The sequence below is a fragment of the Psychrobacter sp. genome (assembly GCF_030454045.1).
GTDB lineage: Bacteria > Pseudomonadota > Gammaproteobacteria > Pseudomonadales > Moraxellaceae > Psychrobacter.
In genome coordinates this window covers 1-24,912 of record NZ_JAKDJE010000017.1, presented here as the reverse complement: position 1 = coordinate 24,912, position 24,912 = coordinate 1, and the positions used below count along the sequence as shown (strand labels likewise).

Sequence of the window (24,912 nt, the reverse complement as noted above, 5' to 3'; positions counted from 1 at the left end):
AAATAAGGATTTGCCATGCATCTGACGCCAACAGAAAAAGACAAGCTCATGCTATTTACCGCTGGCATGGTGGCTGAGCGCCGCAAAAACCGCGGCGTTAAGCTCAATTACCCCGAAGCCATCGCTTATATCAGTATGCTGCTGATGGAAGGAGCTAGAGATGGCAAAAGAGTGGCTGAATTAATGAGTGAAGGGGCTACTTACCTGTCTGCCGATGATGTCATGGAAGGGGTGGCAGAGATGGTCGATGAAGTGCAAATCGAGGCGACCTTCCCTGATGGTACCAAATTGGTCACGGTACACAATCCCATCGTATAGTTCTGTCTATCACTAAATGATCACTCCAAAATAAGGCGGCTCCCATGCAAGCAGGCGAATATAACATCCAAGATGGTGACATTATCCTAAACCAAGGGCGACAAGTACAGACCATCAGTGTGAGTAATACTGGCGATAGACCGATCCAAATCGGCTCTCACTATCACTTCTACGAAGTCAATGATGCGCTGAGCTTTGATAGAGAGCAGACCCGTGGGTATCGCCTAAATATCATCTCTGGAACGGCAGTCCGTTTTGAGCCGGGGCAGTCGCGAGAAGTGGAGCTGGTGGCTTATGCGGGTAAGCAGGAAGTATATGGCTTTGCAGGTCGTGTCATGGGCGCGGTTCAACCAGATAAGACCGATGAAAAGCAACTGGCTACTTCGCAAAAGCGGGTGAGTCGGCAGATTTATGCAGAGCATTTTGGTCCGACTACCGGCGATAAAGTGCGTCTCGCTGATACTGAGCTTTGGCTACAAGTTGAGGCGGATTTAACCAGTCACACAGTGACGGATCAAGCGCAAGGTTCATACAGTGATGAGAGCATTGGCCAGACCACCGAGATCAAGGGTGAAGAAGTCAAATTTGGCGGTGGCAAAGTCATCCGTGATGGTATGGGTCAAGGGCAACTGCTAGGGGCTGAGGTTGCGGATACCGTGATTACTAATGCTTTGATTGTAGACTATACAGGTATCTACAAAGCCGATATCGGTATCAAAAATGGTCGTATCAGCGCGATTGGTAAAGCGGGTAATCCTGATATCCAGCCTGCCATCGATATTCCGATTGGCGGCGCAACCGAAATCATCGCTGGTGAAGGCAAAATCCTCACCGCAGGCGGCGTCGATAGTCATATTCACTTTATCGCGCCTCAGCAGTGTGAGACGGCGCTGATGTCGGGGGTGACCACGATGCTAGGCGGTGGCACAGGCCCTGCCCAAGGTACGCTCGCGACTACTTGTACGCCGGGGGCATATCATATTGCCTCAATGCTACAATCTACCGATAGTATCCCTATGAATATTGGGCTATTGGGTAAAGGCAATGTGAGTGTGCCCACCCCAATTGCTGAGCAAATCGAAGCGGGTGCCGTCGGACTCAAGCTACATGAAGATTGGGGTACGACGCCGCAAGCCATCGATAATTGTCTGAGCATTGCTGACGATTATGATGTGCAAGTTGCGATTCATACTGACACGTTAAATGAAAGTGGCTATCTTGAGAGTACGCTTGGCGCATTTAAAAACCGCTGTATCCATACTTTTCATACCGAAGGCGCAGGCGGTGGCCATGCGCCTGATATTCTAAAGGCCATTGGCGAGTCGCATGTGCTGCCATCTTCCACCAATCCTACTAGGCCTTATACCGTCAATACTATTGACGAGCATCTCGATATGCTCATGGTTTGTCATCACCTGAGCCCTGCTATCGCAGAGGACGTAGCATTTGCCGAAAGCCGCATTCGTCAAGAAACCATCGCGGCTGAAGACATCTTGCACGATTTGGGTGCTATCTCGATGATGAGTAGCGATTCACAAGCGATGGGGCGCGTGGGTGAAGTGGTCATTCGCACATGGCAGACGGCGCACAAAATGAAAGTCCAACGCGGTCATCTGGCTCCAGATGCTACGGCAACGATTGAAGATGAACAACAGTACATCACTTTGACCGATTACGACCAAAGCGCGGACAACGATAACTTCCGTATCAAACGCTATATCGCAAAATATACGATAAATCCTGCGATTACGCATGGTATTAGCGATATGGTCGGCTCCATTGAAGTGGGTAAATGGGCAGATATGGTGCTGTGGTCGCCCAAGTTTTTTGGGGTAAAACCTGAATGCATCATCAAAGGCGGCCTGATCGCTGCGGTACCGATGGGCGATATCAACGCCTCTATTCCCACCCCTCAGCCTGTGCATTATCGTCCTATGTTTGCGTCGTATCCCAAATCGGTTGCTCAAACCAGTATCACCTTTATGTCGCAAGCCGCGATAGACAAACAAGTCGATAAGCAGCTTGGACTGACCAAAGTGATTCAGCCTGTCCATGGGATACGTGAGATTCGCAAAAGCGATATGCGCCTCAACAGCTACTGCCCAGATATGGACATCAATCCTGAGACCTACGAAGTACGCGCCGATGGCAAGACACTTACCTGTGAGCCTGCTGAGGTACTGCCCATGGCACAGCGTTATTTTTTATTCTGATTTCTATTTTAAGATTTAAAGACACATGACCAAAGGCCTGTCTTAAAAAGCGTGTCACAGGCTTACAGAGAGCTGGTTTTGGCGTGATCTTCCCATTGATTGCTGACTGCCATTTTGGGCACTTTTATTATCAATACTATTATTCAATCGTTTGAGCCACAGTAAACAGAGCATTATATTTATGAAAATATTTAATACCCGTCTCCCTACCTTAAGTGATATCCAACAAGCGCAATTGACTGCCCAGCGCCAAGCGGATGACTATCTGCTTTTGGACTTTGATACTCGTCAGCATTCGCGATTTCGAGCTGTGACAGTTTCAGGGGAGGCGGTCGGTATCGATTTGCCGCGTACTGGTGTCTTAAAAGGAGATGACGTCCTCACCAATGCCGCAGGGGAGTTGATGCAAGTCATCGCCAAGCCCCAAGCGGTGACCAAAGTGATGGCAGCCGATGATTTTTTATTAATGAAAGGCGCGTATCATTTGGGCAATCGCCATGTGCCATTGATGTTTGAGCACAGTGCAGCAGGGTACGCGCTGTATTTTGAAAACGATCATGTGCTCGCACAAATGCTAGAAAATCTTGGGCTAAATACTGAGTCTGCATCAGTGCCGTTTGAGCCTGAAACAGGCGCTTATCAGACAGGACACGGGCATTCGCATAGCCATTCTCACGCTCATACGCATTCGCATAATAACGCGCATAGCCATGATGAAAGCCACAGCCACAGCCACAGCCATAGTCACCATAATACGTCCATAGGTCATTCAAATGATGGTTGATACCAGTGCTCAGTCTCATCAGTCTGCCCAACTTGGGCAGATGTTGATGCTGGCCTCTAGTAACTTGCCGATTGGTAGCTATACCTACTCGCAAGGCGTAGAGTCAGCGATTGAGTCAGGCGTTATCTCTGATGAAGCCAGTACGCTTACCTTTATGCAAGACTATCTTGCGCTGGCTGTCATTGGCTACGAGCTACCTATATTGGCACTTATCATGTGTGCGCTTGATCAAGGTGATGAGGTATTAGTGGCAAATCTGGCACATAATTATCATGCAGGCCTTGAGAGTAAAGAGTTTATACTAGAGTCGCAGCAGCTAGCGCAGGCGATGGTGTCTTGGCTCAACGAGGTACTGAATCTTGGTATACCTGCTGAGATACCTGAGGATGGTTATTTACCACTTTTTGCTCACATTGCCCAGCATTGGCAGCTGCCACTCATGCAGTCGATGACCACCTATGGATTTGCTCAATTAGAAAATATGGTGCTCGCTGCTGTCAAAACCGTACCACTCGGGCAAATGGCGGGTCAGCGTATCTTGTGGCAGCTGCAAAGTGATCTTGGCTCTGAAGTTGGAGCGCTGAGCGATAGCATACAGCAAGCCTTTGAGGATTTAATCACGTCATCAAACGCGACCGACACGCTCAATATGAGTGAACATCAGGGTTGTCAAAAGCTGTGCGAAGACCTCTATGACAGGCTCAATATTTCTAATAGCTTGCCCAATTTGGCGTTTCTCTCAAGTATGCATGAGGAGCAATACAGCCGGTTGTTCCGCTCATAACTGTACCTTTATCTCTATTTATCACTATTCCTATATGAAACATTTAAGGAGCTTACCATGTCTCTAACCCCGATCAAAACAAAAAGCACCCAATCTACACCTGACTCACATATTGATAATGACCAGTCAAATCCGCCCGCTTCTTTATCCTGCTTACGCCTCGGCATCGGCGGGCCAGTCGGTAGTGGTAAGACCGCTTTGACCCTAAAATTGTGTCAAAACTTGCGTGATACGATCAATATGGCAGTTGTCACCAATGATATTTATACCAAAGAAGATTCGCAGTTTTTGACACGCAATAATGCGATGCCCGCTGAACGTATTCGCGGCGTAGAAACGGGCGGCTGTCCGCATACCGCGATTCGTGAAGATGCGTCGATAAACCTGACGACCATTGCCGAGTTGCAAGAAACCTTTAAGGGCCTAGAATTGATTATCATTGAGTCGGGTGGTGACAATCTTGCCGCGACCTTTAGCCCAGAGCTGTCTGATCTGACCTTATATGTCATTGATGTCTCAGCGGGTGACAAAATACCTCGTAAAGGGGGCCCTGGTATCACCAAGTCGGATTTATTAATCATCAACAAGACCGATCTTGCTCCAATGGTTGGCGCATCGCTTGAGGTGATGGAGCGCGATGCCAAAAAAATGCGTGGCAATAAGCCTTTTGTCTTTAGCAATATGAAAACTGGTGATGGTCTGGATGAAATTATTGCCTTTATCAAAGAGCACGGTATGCTCGCTTAACTAATAGCCCATCATCAATCATTAAAATATTCATCATAAGGAGTCAACCCCATGACAGAACATACAAAAGAGCATCACAGTCATAAAGCCCGTTTTTCACAGGCTTTATCTTCTCGAAAAATAGCAGCGGCTTCAATGACGCTTGCAACCTTTACGATGGTACCGTCGTTGGCGCAGGCACATTCGGGTCATCTTCACTCGGCTACTATGCAAGCGCCCTCGTTTTTGGGCACATTGCAAGCGGGACTGATGCATCCAGTGACGGGTCTTGATCATCTGTTTTTGGCAGTAGGGATGGGTATGTTGTTTTATGGACTACAAAAGCAGCGCCTAGGTATGATGTCATTGGCAGCTGGATTATCGCTAGGGGCCGTTTTGGGCACTATTGGGGTGTTGGTTGGCGGTGTTGGGTTTGCGGCATCATCTGGATTGATTGAGATTGCCATATCGCTATCAGTGGTCGTATTGGCTCTGATTTTGATGAGTGATAAGAGTCGACAAGAAGCTTTTTCAGCGCGTACGCAGCCAGCGCATACGCCAAGCATCCAGCAACTATCGTTGTTTGGTTTTGGTGGTTTGGCGGTCTTTCATGGATTGGCACATGCCCTTGAAGTACCAGCGAATGCTGGCGTAAGTGGTCAGTTGGGTTTTTATGCAGGGATGCTAGTGACGATGCTGGCGCTATATGCAGTTGGTACGTTGGTCAGCCAGCAGCTACAGCAGCGCCTAGGTAATAACTTATGGTTACAGCGTGGTCTGGTTGTACTCGGACTGGGTGCGGTGTTTGTACCTGCCCTAGTATAGCGCGTATTATCGCAAGACTTTGAGCGTAGTCTTAGCTGATACGTCTTGCGTAACGACCATGCTAGCGATTGGTTAATCAAAAAAGCCATTGAGCGTGCACAAAAAAATACGGCCCCGATCATCAATCGGGGCCGTATTTTTTGATATGTAGAACAAGAGTGCTGTGTGGTCTTATGGTTTAACACCATACAGCGCTCAGTCTAGATTACATACCTTGCTGCTGTTGTTGCTGAGCCGCTAGCAAATCTTGGTAGCTGACTTCTTTGTCAGTCACTTTGCCTTGGCTGATCAAGTAATCTACTACTTGGTCTTCTAGTACCACAGACTCAATGTTAGCGCGTTGCTGCTTGTCATTGGTGTAGTACTCGATGACTTCCGCTGGATCTTCGTAGTTTTCAGCCGCTTCTTTGATGAATGTTTCAACACGCTCTTGATCCACTTCTAGACCTTTGGTGTCGATAACACGGGCAACGATGATACCAAGACGGGCTGCACGTAGCGCTTGCTCTTCAAAAAGCTCATTTGGCAGCATGTCTTTATCGAAGCTATCAGCGCTCGCACCAAACTGCTGAGAAAAACGTTGCATCATCATGTTGCGTTGACGCTCGATTTCTTGCTCTAGCATGGCGCTTGGTACGTCAAACTCGTTCTTTTCTAGCAATGCATCAAAAGTCGCTTGCTTCACTTGGCTACGCGCAGCGTTTTTGATTTCGCGTTCCATGTTTTTGCGTACGTCTTCTTTTAGTTTGTCTACGCCGCCCTCAGTCACGCCGAACAGCTCAAGGAACTCTTCATCGATCTCAGGTAACTTAGGTTTTTCGACCAGTTTGACGTTGATTTTGAACTGAGCTTCTTTACCTGCTAAGTTTTCGGCTTGATAATCTTCTGGGAAAGTCACATCGATGGTCTTTTCTTCGCCAGCTTTCATGCCTTTGATACCGTCTTCAAAGCCTGGAATCATCTGACCGCTACCGATGACTAGTTTGAAGTCTTCAGCGCTACCGCCTTCAAACTTCTCGCCGTCGATTGAACCTTCAAAGTCGAAAGTGACCTGGTTGTCTTTTGCCGCCATGCCTTTTTTCTCAACGTACTCTTGACGCTGCTTTTGTAGGTTTTCGATCATAGTATCGACATCAGCATCATCAACAGTAGCAGTATGACGCTCTACTTCGATCTCATCGATACCTTGTACTTCCACTTCTGGGAAGATCTCAACAGTCGCTTGATACACTAAGAAGTCATTTTCAAGTTTAACGTCGTCGATATTTGGCATACCAACGGCGCGGATGTCCTCTTCTTTGATCGCTTCAAAGACCGTATCACGAATGACATCATTGATCACTTCTTGCTGAATGCCCGCGCCATACTGTGAGCGGATGTGCGACATTGGCACTTTGCCTTTACGGAAACCGTCGATTTTGGCGGTTTTCGCCACTTGGCTGATGCGGCCTTCGACTTTGTTTTGGATTTTTTCTACGGGGACTTTAACCGTCAGCTGAGTCTCTTTATTAGATAGCTTGTTGGTTGTGACTTGCAAATCTGTAGCCATGTTCATTACACCTTTAGGATTAAGTAGTACGTTTGATTAATGAGATAGTACTTAGGGTTAAATGGTAATAGACAAACCGTGCCTCAAATTACGGGCGTGTACGACGGTTGCCGCTGGAATAAATAGGGGATAATGATAAGCCCGCCACTTCAAAATCAGCACCAGTAGCAATCGCCGCTGATACTAAAGGGTGACACTGTCGAAGTTGTCAGGGTTACCAAATATCAGTTATAAACCGTTAATGCACCGCATAATAACGCTTTTTGGTGAATTATACAGCCAAATAACGGCCTTCAACAAAATTTTAAAAGTAGAACAGTATAATCTATCTGCTTATTAAAGTAAAAATTATCTCTTTGACGGCAGGGTTTCTAAGGTTTTTTGCGATTACAAGCGCACTTATTTTACAAGAGAACCTATAACGTTTTTATAAGAGAACCTATAAAGGCAGTTGTGCCAATAATTGCTGAATAGCCTGCCCCCGATGACTGAGACGATTTTTATCAGCCGCGCTTAGGCTTGCCGCACTGGCTTGTAGATTAGGTAACCAAAACAATGGATCATAGCCAAAACCGCCGTCGCCATGCGGTGCGTCTAAGATCTCACCGTGCCATAAGCCTTGAGCAATAATGGGTAATGGGTCATCCGCATGACGCACCATCGCTAATACGCAAACGAACATACCTTTGATCGGAGTGTCAGAGCTAGAAGAACCAGCCTGTTGGTCACGAATAGGCTGCAAGTCAGCAATGAGCTTGGCGTTGTTTTTACTATCGTTGCCGTGTTCACCCGCATAACGCGCCGAGTAGATGCCTGGTGCATTACCAAGTGCAGGCACGCACAGTCCTGAGTCATCAGCAATCGCAGGCAGTCCGCTGATACGGCTGGCATGGCGTGCTTTGATAATGGCGTTTTCGACAAAGCTGAGCCCATCCTCTATCGCATCGTCGATATTGAGCTGACCTTGCGGGACAATCGTCACGTCCAAGTTCGCTTCGGCAAATAGCCGTTTAAACTCAGCCAATTTGCCTTTGTTATTGCTGGCCAGCACCCACTGGTTATCAGAGGTTGATTGGGGAGCAAGTTGTACGGTATCGGTAGTGCTCATAGGGTCGTTCCGTTATATAAAAAATATGAATGAATTAGCCGAGCTTTAACTTTTGGTATTTTTATAGATGCTATAGTTGATCCAATTTAAGAGTGGTACAAGGCAACCGAGTGCAGATGTATACGTCATACTTCAAGCGAGGTTAACGCTGTAACGCTTTTTTAGTGGATTGACTATATATAGATCGACCTAGATAACGATGTTAGTACTGATGGCATAGGGTTTGACGAGATAAAAGGTCATCGTTGAATAAATAACCAGTGACGATGCAGAATATACGAGCTATAACATTTGGTAACTGATATTATTAGGGGCTGTTGTTATAATAGTGACTAAGCTACAGTGAAATATATCTTATAGCTTGTGAATATTAAGTTAATAAAAGTCTACAGAGTCAAACACTTGGCTTTTGGACGAACAATAACAGCTAGGTTAATTTTGGATTCATAATAATACGTGATACTGTGTTAAGCAATAACGTGTATTAAGCGATAACATTCACTTCAAACAATAAACTCAGCCAATTTAGCTCGATACCAAGTGTTTCTATTCTGAAAGCGTATCTATTTTAGGTATGTCTGTATTTAGAGAGACAGTAGTATGAGTGGCCAAATAAGCAAGGATAAAATAATCATGTCAAACATTACATTGCCAGACCTACCATATGCAAAAGACGCGCTAGAGCCACATATCAGTGCCGAGACGCTAGAATATCATCATGACAAGCACCATGCAGCTTACGTCAACAAATTAAAAGATATGCTACCAGGTTCTGGTCTTGAAGATAAGACACTACCTGAGATCATTGAAGCTACGGCAAAAGACGATAGCAAACAAACCATGTTTAACCAAGCAGCGCAAGTCTGGAATCACACGTTCTACTGGAACTGCATGACGCCTGACAATGGCGGCGGCGAGCCAACAGGTGATCTAAAAGGTAAAATCGAAGAAGACTTCGGTAGTTATGACAAATTCCGTGAAGAGTTCAAAAATGCAGCAACGTCACAGTTCGGTTCAGGTTGGGCATGGCTAGTTGCTGATAAAGTTGGCGGCAAACTATCTATCATGAAAACCAGCGATGCAGATAACCCACTTGCACACGATAAAATAGCCGTATTGACTTGTGATGTGTGGGAGCACGCTTACTACATCGATTATCGTAACCGTCGTCCTGACTATGTCGATACGTTCCTAGACAAGCTAGTGAACTGGGACTACGCAAACGCTAAATACAAAGGTCAAGATGCTGGTGTTGAAGGTAAATAAGCTACCTAGCTTTTGATTTGTAAATAAAAAGAGGACGCTGAGAGGTGTCCTTTTTTTGGTTTACTGTTATCAGAAATTAGTTTCTGTAGGGTGTGCCCTGCGCACCATTTATAAAAGTAAATTCTCAAACTAAATACCCTATATCTTAAGTGGCTTCTGCTATTCATATAAAACAAAGGTTAAAACAATCGTTGGTGTGTAGGGGACGCGCTACGTTTTAACATTCAACTTGTTCAGAGTACCTTAAACCCAAAATTACCCAACGCCTCACGCAGCATCGCAATATTATAATAAGCGTGTGCATTGACGGTGTTTTGAAAGTAAATATAAAGCGTATCAAAATGCTGTCGCTGATTGGCAATCGCTTGCGCACAATTCTGCATCTCCGCCTCGCTATAGCGATAATCATGACGATCGGCGGCGCTCATCGCATCCCACCATTTCAGATTGTTGCCATGCATGCGCAGATAGCCTGTACGCTCGGTAAATATCAGGCGCGCAGGCGGCAGCCCGCTGACTTTAGGATAGTCAACGCTGCACCAAATGAGACCTTGCTGTTTAAAGCTATCGACCACTTGCGGGGTGTGCCAGCCATTATGACGAAACTCAATGGCGAGCGGGTAGTCGCCAAACCAACTGACCAGATTGGCCAGATATAGCCGATGCTCGCGAGTACGATCAAAGCCATGGGGGAACTGCAGCAGTAGAGGCGCGAGCGCATCGGCTTCGATGAGTGGGGATAGGGCGTTTAAAAATGCTTGTGCGTGCTCCGCTGTGCCTTTGCGTGCATGGGTAAAGTCTTGATGCAGCTTGACGGCAAACTTCAACTCGCTATCGGCTTGCTCATAAGCCTTATCGATCATACCAGCAAAGGCTTTTTGACCGATAGGCGCATAGAATGTACTATTAATCTCGACCGCGCCATATTGCTTGGCGTACTCACGCAAAAAGTCGGTCTTTTTGGTGCCCGTTGGATACAGCGTACCGAGCAAGTCGGTGTCGCTATAGCCGCCTGTGCCAAGGTAAATACGCGGGGTAGGGGAACTGTCCATGTTGACCACTCGCTATTTTTTAGAATAATGACGCTTATTAAGTTATTTCTTACGTGACCACAGCCATTCAATCAATGCCAGTAGCGCATCATTGTTTTTGACAGTGTTGTCTTGATTATTGCTAAGTTCACGACTGATAGCCGCGCGCCCATCATCAAATAGCGATTGCGCATAGCTGGTCGCGTCATCGACGCCCATCAGCTTTACATAGGTGGATTTATCTAATTTTTCATCGCTACCCGCAGGTTTACCCAGCGTGTCAGTCGTCATGGTGACGTCTAGCACATCGTCTTGGACTTGAAAGGCCAGACCGATATGCTGGGCGCACTCTTGCAGTGCCATACGCTGCGGGGCAGTTGCGCCCGCACAAACGCCGCCCATAAGCATCGCCGCTTCAATCAGTGCGCCTGTCTTATCACGATGAATGGCTTCTAAATCGTTTTGCACAATATCAGTATTGGCTTCGGCATTGAGATCCAGCATTTGCCCAGATACCATGCGACGTGCGCGCGGGGCAAATATGGCCAAAAGCTTACTGGCTATCACCTCATTAAAAGGCGCAAAGGTTGGCATCTCTGCGGTCAATACTTCAAATGCGAGTGTCTGCAATACATCGCCTGCCAGCAGTGCCGTCGCTTCATCAAAAGCGATATGAGCAGTCGGTTGCCCACGGCGCAGCTCGTCATCATCCATACACGGCAGATCATCATGTACCAAGGAGTAAGTATGCAATAGCTCTACTGCGAGGGCGGCGCGGCGCGACATATCATAGTCCGAGTCATTTTCTAGTAGTGAGTCCAGATCGGCATTGAGCGTGTTCATCTCTATGTCGATGTCATCACGATGCGCCTCTGTACGCTCACTATCACCGCTATTCATACTGGCAAAAGCACTGGCGACCATAAGCGGTCTGACCAGTTTGCCTTGACCTGTCATCACATAACGACACGCGTCTGCCAGTGGGCTTGGGAGCTTTGCATACGCAAACAAGACCTCGATATCCTGCGCCAATTGTGTCCGCACCGCACGATGAAATTGCTCTGTATTACGAAAAGAAATGAAGCCAACAGAAGTAGCACTAAAAGTAGGAGAAACCGTCATAATCCAACCATTTATCAGGGATACAATAAAAACTTATCAAAGGAACAGCAAAAACGACATTAGTGTAGCATGATAGGTCATAGTGCTTATGGCAGACACCGTTTCAATCGTTGGTTTTTTGCGTTTTTTGGCTGTGATTTGCCCAAAACTCACTCCGTGCAAGTGCAATATCATGACAATATTTGGTTACGTATTACCGATGTCACTCGTAGGTCGAATATATTTTGATAAAGGCGCAAGCTAAATGAATCATGGCAATCGGACAATACTAAAGGCTGATCACCTTTGAGGTGGTGAGCTGCGCAGGTAAGACAAAATAAACTTCAGCATAATTCAGTATACAAGTATTCACTAAAACACTTTGGGCGTAAGGTAAATGCCTAAAGGGGATTTAAGAGTGACTTGCGAGTATGGTATTAGCTTGTGACAGCTAGGGGCATAATCCCCTACACTAATTAACGTGAAAATGGTTCGATAATGGCCGTATTGGGCGCGACTTAGAGCGCGTAATCGCAAGTGTCAGTATGGGATCATGTCTCAGTCAGTATTTGATATCAGTACTTGCAACATATAAATAAAGCGCCGTGTGATGAGGTACCAGACCCATCAAAATAAGTACCACATCATGAGCGCTGGATAATAAAGACACCTTCACTGATGCGTCATCTAGGTGTTTGTCTTTATGACACCACAGGCGCACAGTGCTATTACCCATTTTACTAACAATAACTGGCTATTTATTTTAATTCAAAACGTAGCTTTCGTTATATAGAAAGGAGTTTCAAATGGTATACCAAGGAAATCGCATCACGGTGACAATGCTAGAGGATGGCATCGCCAACATGCAATACAACGCCGAAAATGAGAGCGTGAACAAATTTGATGCCGAAACCAACAAGCAGTTTGCCGAAGCTGTCACCGCTCTAGAAAAAGCGGACGACGTCAAAGGTCTTATTGTCACCTCAGCAAAAGGCGTGTTTATCGCTGGTGCTGACATTACAGAGTTTGTCGGTTCTTTCAAAAAGTCAGAAAGCGAGATCAAAGAGTGGGTCGTTCATGTCAATGACGCGTTCAATCGTTTTGAAGATTTGCCGTTTCCAAAAGTGGCGGCCATTAATGGCGCGGCAATGGGCGGTGGCTGTGAGATGACCTTGGTGTGTGAATACCGTGTCATGAGTGACAAAGCAATCATCGGTCTACCAGAAACTCAGCTAGGTATCTTCCCAGGATTTGGGGGTACCGTTCGTAGTACTCGTGTGATCGGTATTGATAATGCGCTTGAGCTTATCGCTACTGGCACACCCAAAAAACCGCTTGATGCGTTAAAGCTTGGCTTGGTTGATGCAACGGTACCTGCTGATGACTTACAAGATGCAGCGATTGACTTGGTCAAAAAATGTATCTCAGGTGAGCTTGATTGGCAAGCCAAGCGTGAAGAGAAGCTCGTGCCTGTCAAGCTAAACCAGCTTGAGCAAGCCATGGCATTCAACAGTGCCAAAGGTGCTATTTTCGCCAAAGCCAATCCTAAGCAGTATCCAGCGCCAGCGCTCGCGATCGAAGCGATCGAAAAGCATGTCAATCTGCCACGTGATAAAGCGATCGAAGTCGAAGCTGCTGGTTTTGCCAAAGCGGCAAAAACCCCGCAGGCTGAGAGCTTGGTTGGTCTATTCTTAAACGATCAGCTGGTCAAAAAACTGGCCAAAAAACACAGCAAAAAAGCACATGAAATCAATGAAGCGGCCGTACTTGGCGCAGGTATCATGGGCGGCGGTATCGCGTATCAGGCAGCCAGCAAAGGCTTGCCAATCATCATGAAAGACATCAAATCTGAGCAATTGGATTTGGGTATGGGCGAGGCCAGCAAATTGCTTGGCAAAATGGTTGAACGTAAGAAGATGACCCCAGCAAAAATGGGTGAAACGTTAAGCCGTATTCGCCCAACGTTGAACTACGGTGATTTTAGCGAGACGGATATCGTCATCGAAGCGGTCGTAGAAAATCCAAAAGTGAAGCACGCGGTACTCAAAGAAGTCGAAGGCTTAGTCAAAGAAGACGCGATTTTGGCTTCGAATACTTCAACGATCTCTATTACGCATTTAGCAGAAGTGCTTGAGCGCCCAGAAAACTTCGTCGGTATGCATTTCTTTAACCCAGTACACCGTATGCCACTGGTAGAAGTTATCCGCGGTGAGAAATCATCAGAAGAAGCGATTGCGACCACTGTGGCATTGGCCTCCAAGATGGGCAAGGTGCCAGTGGTGGTCAACGACTGCCCAGGTTTCTTGGTCAACCGTGTCCTCTTCCCATACTTTGGCGCGTTTGACTTGCTGCTCAAAGAAGGCGCTGACTTCGTCCATGTCGATAAAGTCATGGAAAAATTCGGCTGGCCGATGGGTCCTGCTTACCTAATCGACGTCGTCGGTTTAGACACGGGCGTACATGGCGCAGAAGTGATGGCAGAAGGGTTCCCTGACCGCATGAAGCCTGATTATAAAGGGGCGATCGAGCATCTATATGAAAACGAGCGTCTGGGTCAGAAAAATGGTGTTGGTTTCTATAAGTACGAAACCGACAAGCGCGGTAAGCCAAAGAAAGTCGCTGACGACGCCACTTATGAGCTACTTAAAACCACGACAGATAGCGACAAAAAAGAGTTTGATGATCAAACCATCATCGACCGCACCATGCTGGCTTTCTGTAATGAGACCGTACGCTGCCTAGAAGACAACATCGTCAGCACGCCAAGTGAGGCGGATATGGCGATGATTATGGGCGTCGGTTTCCCGCCATTCCGCGGTGGTCCTTGTCGTTATATCGACCAAATGGGTCTCGATAACTACTTGGCACTATGCGAAAAATACGCACACCTTGGCAAAGCTTATGAAGCCCCGCAAAAGATTCGCGACATGGCAGCCGCTGGCGAGACTTTTTACGCCACAGCGTAACGAGCATACCGTATTAGGATAAGTGGGGTGCGTTTGCTGACTTCGCTATCGGTGATAAAAAATAGCAGACGCACCGTTTTGGTCGGTTTTATCAGGTCTGGCCTGCCGCGATAATATCCAGCGCGAAAACAACTAGATAGTTATCGTACTGATGTACGGATCGCGTGATAGATGGCTATAGAGCCCGATTAAATCGACAACACTGACAATAAAAATTGAAAAGGAAGATAGTATGACAACTTTAAGTCCAAAAGATGTGGTCATCGTAGATGGCGTACGCTCGGCGATGGGAAGATCTAAAAACGGTATGTTCCGCCATGTACGTGCTGATAATCTGTCAGCTGAACTGGTACGTGCGTTGGTCGAACGTAATGACTTTGACACCAATGACATCGAAGATATTATCTGGGGCTGTGTCAACCAGACACTAGAGCAAGGCATGAACATCGGTCGCAATATCGGTCTATTGGCAGGTATTCCAAAAACCGCTGGTGGTCAAACGGTCAACCGTCTGTGCGGCTCTTCTATGCAAGCACTTCACACCGCTGCTGCACAAATCATGACCAATCAAGGTGATGTGTTTGTTATTGGCGGCGTTGAACACATGGGTCACGTTGGTATGATGCATGGCATCGATCTAAACCCTGCCGCCTCCAAGCATTATGCAAAAGCGTCAAACATGATGGGTTTGACCGCTGAGATGCTCGGCCGTATGAACAACATCACGCGTGAGGAACAAGATGCGTTTGGTCTTGAATCGCATCGCCGTGCATGGGCTGCGACCACTGAAGGCCGTTTTGATAATGAAATCATCGGCATCGAAGGTCATGATGCAGATGGCCGTCTGCAGCTATGTACCGTCGATGAGGTGATTCGCCCAGATGCGACGATGGAGCAAATGCAAAAGCTACGTCCAGCCTTTGATCCAAAAGGCGGTACGGTGACTGCTGCGACGTCATCTGCACTCTCTGACGGTGCCTCAGCGATGCTAGTCATGAGCGCGCAAAAAGCCAAAGATCTTGGTCTAAAGCCTCGCGCTCGTATTCGTAGCATGGCTGTCGCTGGTTGTGACGCGGCTATCATGGGCTACGGTCCGGTACCAGCCACCAACAAAGCCTTGAAGCGCGCTGGCATGAGCATCGATGACATGCAAACCATCGAGTTAAACGAAGCCTTTGCCGCCCAAGGCCTATCAGTCTTAAAAGCGTTGAACTTGACGGACAAGCAAGATATCGTCAATATCAACGGTGGCGCGATTGCTTTGGGTCATCCACTAGGATGCTCAGGCGCTCGTATCACCGTGACTTTGCTAAATGCAATGGAGCAGTCTGACACTGAAATCGGTCTAGCAACGATGTGTATCGGTCTGGGTCAAGGTATCGCGACTGTGATTGAACGCGTTTAATTTTTGGATTGGTAGATAATTTGTAACATTTGTCGACCAAATATGTTATAAAAAAGACCCTTAGCTATGATGGCTAGGGGTTTTTTGTGAATATAATGAGAGGGTTAATGGCGCACGTCGCAAAGTGTGTGCAAGTAATGACGAGTGTTCAATAAAGCGTATCTCCATTGACGCATTCAAGAAACTGTGACTAAATAAGAGTGACCAAGACACTATTAATATCTATTTATAATATTTATTTAATGCTCATTTAATATTCGTTCTAAAATATTTTTAGTTGCAACTGTCAGCCGTACAAGGAGTGTACTATGTCTACCATGATTACCGACCGCACTTACCGAATCGTTCGTGAAAATACCCAAGCAATGATTATCGATGTACAAGAGCGCTTAACGCCGCATATCTATGATCACGAAAACATCATCAAAAAAACAGTGACGCTCATCAAAGGACTGCAAGCACTCAATATTCCGATCATGCTCAATGAGCAGTACAAAAAAGGGTTAGGTGATACCTTGCCAGAGCTTCGCGATGTGCTAGAAGGCGACAACGCCAAAAGTTTTGAAAAAGTCACCTTTAGTGCCTGTGACAACAATGACACATGGCATCATTTGGCACAGCAAAATCGCAGTACGGTATTGCTTTTTGGCGCAGAGGCACATGTATGCGTCATGCAAACGGCGCTGGATTTATTGGATAATGGTATGCAGCCTGTCATCATCGGTGATGCGGTCGGCTCGCGTTTTCCTTATGATAAAAAACAGGCCATTCGCCGTATACGCCGAGCAGGTGGGGTAATCAGTACGGTTGAATCTATCTTATTTGAGCTGTGTCGCAGTAGTGAGGACCCTGCATTTAAAACCATTATCAATTTGATCAAATAAATGACGGTACGTCATTAGGTATTTATCGATTGACCAAAAATAGCGCTTGATAACTAAGCGCTATTTTACTTTTAGCCACAACCGCCATGTGTAAAACTATTAAAGAGTCAGAGAGAAACATGTCCTCAAACACATCTCCATTATTAACCGATCAAAACGCCGCTACAACCATTGATATAGAAGATGTCACTCATTTCTTATTAGAGTTAGATGCACTAAAGCGCGTCAATTGCCGCAGTTATGTAACCAATACCGATCGCCGCGAGAATTCAGCCGAACATTCTTGGCATCTTGCCATGGCATGCTGGTCGATAGCGGAGCTGTTTGAGCTTGATGTCAATCATGAAAAATTGCTTAAGATGGCGCTGGTACATGACTTGGGCGAGATTGATGCGGGCGATACGTTTTTGTACGCTGACTCGCGTCATGATGCACATGTCGAGGAGCGAGCGGGTGTCGCCAGATTGCAAGGCGAACGCGGCAATGGGATTGGCAATTTGAGTGAGATTTGGGAGGCGCAAGAGACAGGCAGTAGTAAAGAGACTGAGCTGCTCAAAGTGGTCGATCGCTTACTGCCATTTTTGCTCAACTTAAATACTGAAGGCAAAACGTGGCGTGAGCTTGGAGTGACACGTAGCCAAGTCGCAGGTGCGCATGCGTTTATTCAAGACAGCTTTGCTCCTATTCATAAATGGCTATCACACAATATTGACTATGCGACCCAGCAAGGATGGCTGATTGATAAGTAAATTTACAAAAACGCTAGGCATAGAAAAGCCCAGTTGAGCATTGCGATCTATGCTTAACTGAGCTTTTATTTTTTATTATATTAGAGATAAATTACGGTTTCGTGACACCCAGTAATTGACCCATTTTTACAAAACTATTGGCTTTCATGGTCTCTTGCCAGTCGGCTTTTGCAGCCTTTGGTAGTACGACAATAGCGGTAGACCCTAAATAAAAACGTCCAAGCTCATCACCTGCCGCAAACTGCATATCATGGTCTGCCTCTTGTATGTCGTCAGTGCGAGTAATCTTACCTGTCGCGACGGTCTCGATACCCGCGACGATCATCGCGCCGACCATGACGACAGCGGCTTTACCGTATTTGGTATCAAATAGACAGACCAGACGCTCATTACGCGCAAACAAGTCTGGTACGTTTGCCGCCGTGGTATTATTGACCGAAAATAGCGTACCAGGGACATAGCGGGTTTTGGTCAATGTGCCAGCAAATGGCATATGAACACGGTGATAGTTGCTAGGGGCTAGGTAGATCGTCGCAAAGCTACCATCCGCAAAATAACGGCCATCTTCGCTATCAGCCAGCAGTTGTCCGACATCATAATGACGCCCTTTGGCTTGCAATAGCTTGTGATCGTCGATTTGTCCAAGCTGAGAGATGACCCCATCAGCAGGGCTCACGATACCGTCTACAGTGGTATCGACAGGGCGAGCATCTTCTTTTAACTCACGGGTAAAAAAGTCATTGAAGCTCTCATAAGCGTTGAGACTCTGGCGCTCATACTCATCCAAGCTGATATTGTAGGCTTTTGCAAAACCACGAATAAAGGTGCGTTTGACGTAAGGATGACGGCTGGCGGCCAAACGTCCAGCGACTTTACTGAGCTGCTGCTGCGGCACCAGCTGTTGTAAGGTGGTAAATACATTCATAATAAGGCTACCAAAATAGGGTGTGAGGTCATTATTGCCTAGGCAAGTCAATGACCGTATTTTATCATGGACAGCGCATTATTGTCTGACCATAAACTGTAAGCCATTTATAAATAAAGAAGGTCGTAAATGAAAGCACTCATACAACGAGTCAGCTATGCGAGCGTCAGTGTCGATCAGCAATGTATTGGCAAAATAGATCATGGGGTATTGGCTTATATCGGTTTGGGGCATGACGATCGTCTGGTTGATGCTCAGCGAATGATTGATAAAATTCTGACCTATCGCATTTTTGAGAATGACGATGATCCTGCCAAACTTGGTAAACTGGACAAAAATGTGCAACAAGTGGGTGGCGGATTATTGTTGGTGTCACAGTTTACCTTGATGGCAAAGACGGACAAAGGTCGTCGTCCTGATTTTGGTGATGCCATGGCACCTGATGCCGCAAAAGCACTGTTTGAGCAGCTCGTCACTTATGCCAAAACCCAATATCTACATGTCGCCACTGGTCAGTTTGGCGCTGACATGCAAGTATCGAGCGTCAATGATGGACCACTAAATTTTTTACTGCACATCTGACACCAAAGTGTCATCAGTTTGTCATAATTAATCCGTTTAATAGATAGAAACTGGTGAGTATTTATCGCCTTTTTACATGCTGAATTTTGTCCGCTAACATTGAGAGTGTCCTATGTATAATGAGCAAATTTTGATTGTTGAAGATGAGCCTGCGATTCGCGAAATGGTTGTAATGACGCTGGAGATGGCAGGATATGAGAGCTTGCAAGCGGCTGACGTGTCAGAGGCGCATCAGCAAGTGGTGGACCACAGACCGTCGCTGATACTATTGGATTGGATGCTACCAGGAGACAAGAGCGGCGTTGATTTTTGTCGGATGCTAAAAAACGATGAGATGCTCTCTGAGATTCCAGTCATCATGCTCACAGCCAAAAGTGAAGAGGATAGTAAGGTTCATGGTCTAGACGCAGGTGCAGATGATTATATGACCAAGCCTTTTTCAACGCGTGAGCTCATCTCCAGAATCAAAGCGGTACTGCGCCGTAGTAGTGCCATGAATAGCGATAAGCCTATCGAGATTGGTCAGCTAAGCCTAGATACTAAAAGCCAGCGCGTGACTGCGGCAGGAAAAGTCATCGATGTCGGTCCGACAGAATATCGTCTACTGGCATTTTTTATGAGTCATCCAGAGCGTGCTTACACAAGAACGCAACTGCTCGATCAGGTCTGGGGTGGTAACGTCTATATCGAGGATCGAACCATTGATGTACATATCAAGCGTCTGCGCAAATTACTACGTCCTCATGACTGTGATACATTGATACAAACGGTGCGCGGTACAGGCTATCGGTTCTCAAGCCTCATTGAGTCCAATTAATCTTGTGTCAATGTCTCTTGTATAAAACAATGCCACCATAACAATAAATAAAATAGCGACTCGTGGTAAGGATAAGCAATGAACAAGACAGCAACAGCACAAAACGTGCAAGATCAGCAAGACACGCCAGTACAAAACGCTGGCCAAAATACAGCGGATCAACTCGAGAAAATCACAAGTGCGCTGCGGGCACTGCGAGACGCAGTCATCTTACTGAATGAAGATGATGGTTTAGAGTGGTGGAATCAAGCAGCGCAGGACTTGCTATCGTTGCAGCCCGCTGACAAAGGCCAAAGTATTTTTGACTTTATTACCGTGCCTGAGTTCCGCCAGTATTATCAAGACACCACCTTGCCCAATGATGGTATTCATATAGAGTCATGGCGCGATCCCAGTCGGTATCTAAAATGTGAGCTCACGCCCTTTGGTGATGAGAAGCTATTGTTTATTTATGATGTGACCCGCGTACAGCATCTAGAACAAATGCGCCAAGATTTTGTGGCGAATGTCTCGCATGAGCTACGCACCCCGCTGACCGTGATGATGGGCTATCTAGAAAACTTCTCTCACCAACCAGACATGCCGCCGCAGTGGCGACGTGGGTTTGAGCTGATGACCCAGCAAACAGCGCGTATGAATCGAATCGTAAATGACTTATTACTGCTCTCCAAGATTGAAATCGAAGAGACGCATGAGTTTAATGATGTCGATATGACCAAACTGCTCACCAATATCTATGACGATGCGCAGGCCTATAACCAAGCATACAAGCACACCATTCATTTGCACATCGATACTTATGATGGGTTATATGGGTCAGAGGTGTACTTGATCAGTGCGCTGTCCAATCTGGTCATCAATGCCATTAAATATACACCAAAAGGTGGCAATATTACGATCAGTTGGACACGGACATCGGATGGGTGCCGATTTGCTGTCGAGGACGATGGACTGGGTATCGCACCAGAGCATATTACCCGTCTGACAGAACGCTTTTATCGTATCGACAAAGGTCGTAGCCGGGCCACAGGTGGTACAGGATTAGGACTGGCTATTGTGAAGCATGTCTTGCACCAGCATGAGGCGCAGCTACAGATAGATTCAGTAGAGGGAGAGGGGTCGATATTTAGTGTGGTCTTCCCAGCCGATTATGTAAGACCAGTTATTGCAAATTAATATGCACATCAATACAGATTATCCATATTTTCAATCTGGCTCTGCTGAGTCTGTTTAATCTTTTTGCAAAAGCGGATAGGGGTTCACAGCGCTGCCATTGATATAGATACCATAATGCACATGCGGCGGTGTCCCTTTTGCGTTACCGCTGTCACCCACATAGCCGATAATATCGCCCTGATTGACCCAGTCGTTGGGAGAGATGTCAGCATAATCCTCTAGATGGGCATAATAATGTCCAGCACCGCCAGGTCCAACCACCACGACCACACGTCCGCCCAACGTATTTTCTCCTACCTTGCTTACGATGCCTTGTGTGGTTGACTGTATTGGTGTGCCACGATCGGCAAAGATATCAATACCTTCATGAGAGCGACCCTGACTGCGCGCCGCCCCCCCACGTATCGGTTAGACGCTTGTCTGGTAGCGGATTTGGCAAGCTGTTCTCTGTTGGCAGTTCTTGTTGCAATAGGCTCATCTGCTGCCATTTGGCAACCACAAACGATTGAGTTTGCTCACTAATACTCGGTAGTAGCTTATCAAAGACAAATAAAAACCCTAGCAATACAACTGCCCTAATCAGAACGCTCAATATGCGGCTGACCAAAGAAGGCTTTGGTGGTTGGCTTTTTCCATCTGCTAGCATTGAGGTCTCTTATCTGTTTGGTATTGTCTGAATCCCTATTATAAAAGCCCTAGTCGCTAAGGTATGTATCGCATTGTTATCTATGGTTTTTATCCCCATAAACACAAGTATGGACGAATAAAGACCCAGCACTATTATTTTATTTACTCAACGCTTGTATTGAGCGGTATTGGTGCTATGGATGGTGATTTTTATGAATAATGCGTTTAGTACAGCGGTTGATACTGAGACAGCTGTTAAGACTGAGACAGCACTGGTTATCGATACCGAAACCGACCAAGGTCGTGATCCAAGACCGATTCAAGTGGCGACTATCAATGTGTCCACTGGGTTTGAGTGGATGAAGTACTTTAACAGTGGTCGTGCTATCTCACCTGTCGTCATTAAAGTGCACGGTATTACCGATGAGGATGTCGCTGGTCTTGAGCGTTTTGAGCTGGATCAGTTTGAGCTACCAGAGTACTTGATTGGACACAATGTCCGCTTTGATTGGCGAGTGATTGGTAGCCCCTCTACCAAGCTCATCTGTACTGTGAGACTTGCGCGTGCTGCTTTTCCAGAATGGCGCGCTTATGGTCAGTCTAGGTGTATCGAGCAGTTATTGGGTAAGGGCGAGGCGAGTACCATGACGGTTGCTGCTCATGATGCGTTGGGCGATGCCCGTATGTGTTATCTACTTTATCAAGCCTGCTGCGAGCGTTTAGAGATTGCGCCGACCGATTTTGCAGCGGCGCATGCCATCTCAAATAAAGCGACACCTGTGAGCAAGATGCCATTTGGCAAACACAAAGGCAAGCCAATCAAAGATGTGCCCATCAGCTATGTCAAATGGATGATAAGCAATATTCATAATATGCAGCCGTCACTGTACTCTGCGCTAAAAAAGCGCTTAGACACCGAAAAAGACTGAATAGCGTCCATAACTGCTTAAGGGTGGTTTAGAGATGCAACTCATTCACCTTTACTAAACCAATCTACTGCCATTTGCCACAGCTCTGGCGCTTTGGCATTGGTTTTGCGACTAAAATAACCCATATGACCAATATGATTCACCCCAAAATCCTCAGGGTTCAAAAATCGCTTTTCGACGGGCATATTGGTGAATACCCGTATCATATCGTCCATGTTTTTGCTATTGGCGATATCGTCATCGCTAAAACCGAGCCACAATGCTGGCATACTCAGTGCATCATAAAAATGGTGGTGGATGCTTTTGCCAAATGCCGTTTTGACATAGCCTGCGCCATTGCACCATTCACGCCATTGACGAGCCACACCGCGCGGCAATGGCTCGCCCATGCCGATTTTGTCTGATGGTGTGTACCCTAAGGTTAAGTTTGATAATGGGATAAAGGCGTCCATAAAGCCTTTTGCTTTGAGCTTGTATGGCATGGCCATATTTTTGATGCGGCCAGAAGAGCACGCAACGTTGAAGACTGAGGCAATCGCCTGATAATTTGGCATCAAACCGATGAGCTGACCACCAGCACTATGACCGACAAGATGATATGACGTATCAGGAAACTCATCTTGCAGCGCATCGAGTACGGCAGGCATATCATGGCGTCCCCAGCTGATGAGAGAGGCATCGCACTTTGCCAGATCGGTCGAGAGCGAATCACCTATCCCTTCATTGTCAAAAGTAAGTACGCCAAAGCCGCTCTCTGCTAAATAGATAGCAAAGCTATGATAAAAATGACGTCTGATTCCTGTGGCAGGCGCAATCATAACCGCTTTTTTGGCACCATCTTTAGGACGATAGACGGTCGCGGCCAACACTCGATTGCGATCAGTCATGATACTCAAAGAATATGTATTGATACTGTCTGCGCCATCATCGATATCGGGACGAATCAATGGGTTGTCAATTATACTTTCTGAATGCTTTTTGGTAGAAGCAGCGTTGTGATTATCCATCGTGATACCTCAGTAGTGGTTATGAGTAGAGACTGATTATTGAACGGCGATGAGCCGTCAATTGCCATCTTTAAAGTGTAGTCTTTGCGTAGTGATAAAGGGTTGTGACTGTGTGGTAGCATAGCTTATGTTAAGATAAATGCTAGCGGGACAGGTGCTCAAATATGACTTCCAAGTTTTATAAGGCTGGGTTGAGCGCATTCTATAAACAACCTACATGACGCTATAGATCAGATAGGCCAGTGGTCGATTTTTACGAATAACAAGTACTCAAAAAGCTGAGCGGTAAATTAAGGAAACTATATGCAAATGAAAATTAACAATGATATGTATGATGTCATTACCAGTAAAGATATTACCGATATAGAAAAGGCAGTAGATAAATCGATATTGACGATGCCATTGGTTGCAGTTTATTGCGGGTCACGTTTGGGCAACAACGATGTCTATGAGCAAGCGGCTCGCGAGCTTGGTAGCGCACTGGCAAACAATGGCATGGGACTGGTGTATGGTGGTGCTAGTATTGGCCTGATGGGGGCAGTGGCCGATGAGGTCATCGAAGGTGGCGCTGAGGCGGTGGGCGTTATTCCAACCTTTATGCTCAAGCACGAAATCGCTCATGAGCAGCTAACTCGCCTGCATTTGACTGATACCATGCACACGCGTAAGACCGTTATGGCAGAGTATGCTGATGCCTTTATCACGCTACCAGGCGGACTGGGCACACTAGAAGAAATTATGGAAATCGCTACATGGCGTCAGCTGTACCAACACGAAAAGCCCATGATTATTCTCAATATCAATGGCTTTTATGATCGTATGATTGAGCATCTAACATACACTGCTGATCAAGGGTTTATGAAGCAAGAAGATTTGGATCGTCTGGTCGTGTGCAATACGATTGGCGAGGCAATCGACATGCTACAGACCGTCGTGACCATCAACGACGAGGTCGATACAAAAAAAATGGCGGGCAGCAACAGCTAAGCTAAGCTTTACAAAATCGAGCAATTAAATAAAAGCAATCACGCCAAAAAGGAGCAGATGACCGAGTAATGGTTGTCTGCTCTTTTTTATAATGGAATTGGGTGTAATGGACAAAATTCATGCTAAAAAGTAGGTGGTAGTCGCTAATGGACA

22 protein-coding genes and 1 pseudogene are annotated in these 24,912 nt (G+C 46.4%); 16 read left to right on the top strand and 7 right to left on the bottom strand.

Going from position 1 to position 24,912, the window contains the following annotated elements:
• Positions 1-15 precede the first annotated feature (15 nt).
• The 6 genes from ureA (at position 16) to L0G63_RS05030 (ending at position 5,650) form a co-directional block, all read left to right on the top strand.
• The gene (ureA, locus tag L0G63_RS05055; RefSeq protein ID WP_057761815.1) at positions 16-318 is read left to right on the top strand and encodes an urease subunit gamma; all 303 of its coding nucleotides are present in this window, start codon (positions 16-18) and stop codon (positions 316-318) included.
• Positions 319-362: 44 nt separating this feature from the next.
• Positions 363-2,531, top strand: a complete 2,169-nt coding sequence (gene ureC, locus L0G63_RS05050) for an urease subunit alpha (protein ID WP_301449656.1) — start codon at positions 363-365, stop codon at positions 2,529-2,531.
• A 181-nt stretch (positions 2,532-2,712) separates the two neighbouring features.
• The gene (ureE, locus tag L0G63_RS05045) at positions 2,713-3,315 is read left to right on the top strand and encodes an urease accessory protein UreE (protein WP_301449655.1); all 603 of its coding nucleotides are present in this window, start codon (positions 2,713-2,715) and stop codon (positions 3,313-3,315) included.
• Positions 3,305-4,099 carry an urease accessory protein UreF gene (locus tag L0G63_RS05040; protein WP_301449654.1) on the top strand — a complete coding sequence of 265 codons (795 nt, stop codon included), beginning with the start codon at positions 3,305-3,307 and terminating at the stop codon, positions 4,097-4,099. Before ureE ends, L0G63_RS05040 begins: the two co-directional genes overlap by 11 nt.
• Positions 4,100-4,156: 57 nt before the next feature.
• Positions 4,157-4,846 carry an urease accessory protein UreG gene (ureG, locus tag L0G63_RS05035; protein ID WP_301449653.1) on the top strand — a complete coding sequence of 230 codons (690 nt, stop codon included), beginning with the start codon at positions 4,157-4,159 and terminating at the stop codon, positions 4,844-4,846.
• 51 nt (positions 4,847-4,897) lie between these two features.
• Complete coding sequence (locus L0G63_RS05030; protein WP_301449652.1) at positions 4,898-5,650, top strand: HupE/UreJ family protein; 753 nt, start codon at positions 4,898-4,900, stop codon at positions 5,648-5,650.
• A gap of 205 nt (positions 5,651-5,855) precedes the next feature.
• Here L0G63_RS05030 and tig read toward each other — a convergent pair whose 3' ends face one another.
• Together tig and rdgB are read right to left on the bottom strand one after the other, a co-directional pair.
• A complete protein-coding gene (tig, locus tag L0G63_RS05025) occupies positions 5,856-7,199 on the bottom strand; it encodes a trigger factor (RefSeq protein WP_301449651.1) in 1,344 nt (447 codons plus the stop codon).
• A 439-nt stretch (positions 7,200-7,638) separates the two neighbouring features.
• Positions 7,639-8,307 carry an RdgB/HAM1 family non-canonical purine NTP pyrophosphatase gene (rdgB, locus tag L0G63_RS05020; RefSeq protein ID WP_301449650.1) on the bottom strand — a complete coding sequence of 223 codons (669 nt, stop codon included), beginning with the start codon at positions 8,305-8,307 and terminating at the stop codon, positions 7,639-7,641.
• 633 nt (positions 8,308-8,940) lie between these two features.
• Here rdgB and L0G63_RS05015 point away from each other — a divergent pair.
• Positions 8,941-9,573 (top strand): superoxide dismutase, encoded by a 633-nt coding sequence (locus L0G63_RS05015; protein WP_301449649.1) that lies wholly within the window; start codon positions 8,941-8,943, stop codon positions 9,571-9,573.
• Between the two features lie 233 nt (positions 9,574-9,806).
• On the opposite strand, the gene L0G63_RS05010 is transcribed toward L0G63_RS05015, so the two are convergent.
• A complete protein-coding gene (locus tag L0G63_RS05010; protein WP_301449648.1) occupies positions 9,807-10,625 on the bottom strand; it encodes a DUF72 domain-containing protein in 819 nt (272 codons plus the stop codon).
• Positions 10,626-10,667: 42 nt separating this feature from the next.
• Positions 10,668-11,726 carry a polyprenyl synthetase family protein gene (locus tag L0G63_RS05005; RefSeq protein WP_301449647.1) on the bottom strand — a complete coding sequence of 353 codons (1,059 nt, stop codon included), beginning with the start codon at positions 11,724-11,726 and terminating at the stop codon, positions 10,668-10,670.
• A 785-nt stretch (positions 11,727-12,511) separates the two neighbouring features.
• On the opposite strand from L0G63_RS05005, the gene fadB reads away from it, so the two are divergent.
• The 4 genes from fadB (at position 12,512) to L0G63_RS04985 (ending at position 17,709) form a co-directional block, all read left to right on the top strand.
• Positions 12,512-14,671, top strand: a complete 2,160-nt coding sequence (gene fadB, locus L0G63_RS05000; RefSeq protein ID WP_301449646.1) for a fatty acid oxidation complex subunit alpha FadB — start codon at positions 12,512-12,514, stop codon at positions 14,669-14,671.
• A gap of 232 nt (positions 14,672-14,903) precedes the next feature.
• Complete coding sequence (fadA, locus tag L0G63_RS04995; protein ID WP_301449645.1) at positions 14,904-16,076, top strand: acetyl-CoA C-acyltransferase FadA; 1,173 nt, start codon at positions 14,904-14,906, stop codon at positions 16,074-16,076.
• Positions 16,077-16,384: 308 nt separating this feature from the next.
• A complete protein-coding gene (locus L0G63_RS04990) occupies positions 16,385-16,960 on the top strand; it encodes an isochorismatase family protein (protein ID WP_301449644.1) in 576 nt (191 codons plus the stop codon).
• Between the two features lie 119 nt (positions 16,961-17,079).
• Entirely contained in the window at positions 17,080-17,709 is a 630-nt protein-coding gene (locus L0G63_RS04985) for an HD family hydrolase (protein WP_301449643.1), read from the top strand.
• A 91-nt stretch (positions 17,710-17,800) separates the two neighbouring features.
• Here the strand turns inward: L0G63_RS04985 and asd are convergent, their stop codons facing one another.
• Positions 17,801-18,634: an archaetidylserine decarboxylase gene (gene asd, locus L0G63_RS04980; RefSeq protein WP_301449642.1), complete on the bottom strand. Its 834-nt coding sequence runs from the start codon at positions 18,632-18,634 to the stop codon at positions 17,801-17,803.
• Between the two features lie 129 nt (positions 18,635-18,763).
• Here asd and dtd point away from each other — a divergent pair, with 129 nt between their 5' ends.
• The 3 genes from dtd (at position 18,764) to phoR (ending at position 21,209) form a co-directional block, all read left to right on the top strand.
• Positions 18,764-19,216, top strand: a complete 453-nt coding sequence (gene dtd / locus L0G63_RS04975; RefSeq protein WP_301449641.1) for a D-aminoacyl-tRNA deacylase — start codon at positions 18,764-18,766, stop codon at positions 19,214-19,216.
• A gap of 112 nt (positions 19,217-19,328) precedes the next feature.
• Positions 19,329-20,033 (top strand): phosphate regulon transcriptional regulator PhoB, encoded by a 705-nt coding sequence (gene phoB, locus L0G63_RS04970; protein ID WP_301449640.1) that lies wholly within the window; start codon positions 19,329-19,331, stop codon positions 20,031-20,033.
• A 78-nt stretch (positions 20,034-20,111) separates the two neighbouring features.
• Entirely contained in the window at positions 20,112-21,209 is a 1,098-nt protein-coding gene (phoR, locus tag L0G63_RS04965; RefSeq protein ID WP_301449639.1) for a phosphate regulon sensor histidine kinase PhoR, read from the top strand.
• A 54-nt stretch (positions 21,210-21,263) separates the two neighbouring features.
• Here the strand turns inward: phoR and L0G63_RS04960 are convergent.
• Positions 21,264-21,855 (bottom strand): annotated as a pseudogene (locus L0G63_RS04960) (M23 family metallopeptidase).
• 193 nt (positions 21,856-22,048) lie between these two features.
• Here L0G63_RS04960 and L0G63_RS04955 point away from each other — a divergent pair.
• Positions 22,049-22,765: a DUF3820 family protein gene (locus tag L0G63_RS04955; protein WP_301449638.1), complete on the top strand. Its 717-nt coding sequence runs from the start codon at positions 22,049-22,051 to the stop codon at positions 22,763-22,765.
• Between the two features lie 41 nt (positions 22,766-22,806).
• Here L0G63_RS04955 and L0G63_RS04950 read toward each other — a convergent pair whose 3' ends face one another.
• Positions 22,807-23,772, bottom strand: coding sequence for an alpha/beta fold hydrolase (locus tag L0G63_RS04950; RefSeq protein WP_301449637.1), 966 nt, complete (start codon positions 23,770-23,772; stop codon positions 22,807-22,809).
• A 303-nt stretch (positions 23,773-24,075) separates the two neighbouring features.
• Here L0G63_RS04950 and L0G63_RS04945 point away from each other — a divergent pair, with 303 nt between their 5' ends.
• Entirely contained in the window at positions 24,076-24,759 is a 684-nt protein-coding gene (locus L0G63_RS04945; RefSeq protein WP_301449636.1) for a TIGR00730 family Rossman fold protein, read from the top strand.
• Positions 24,760-24,912 lie beyond the last annotated feature (153 nt).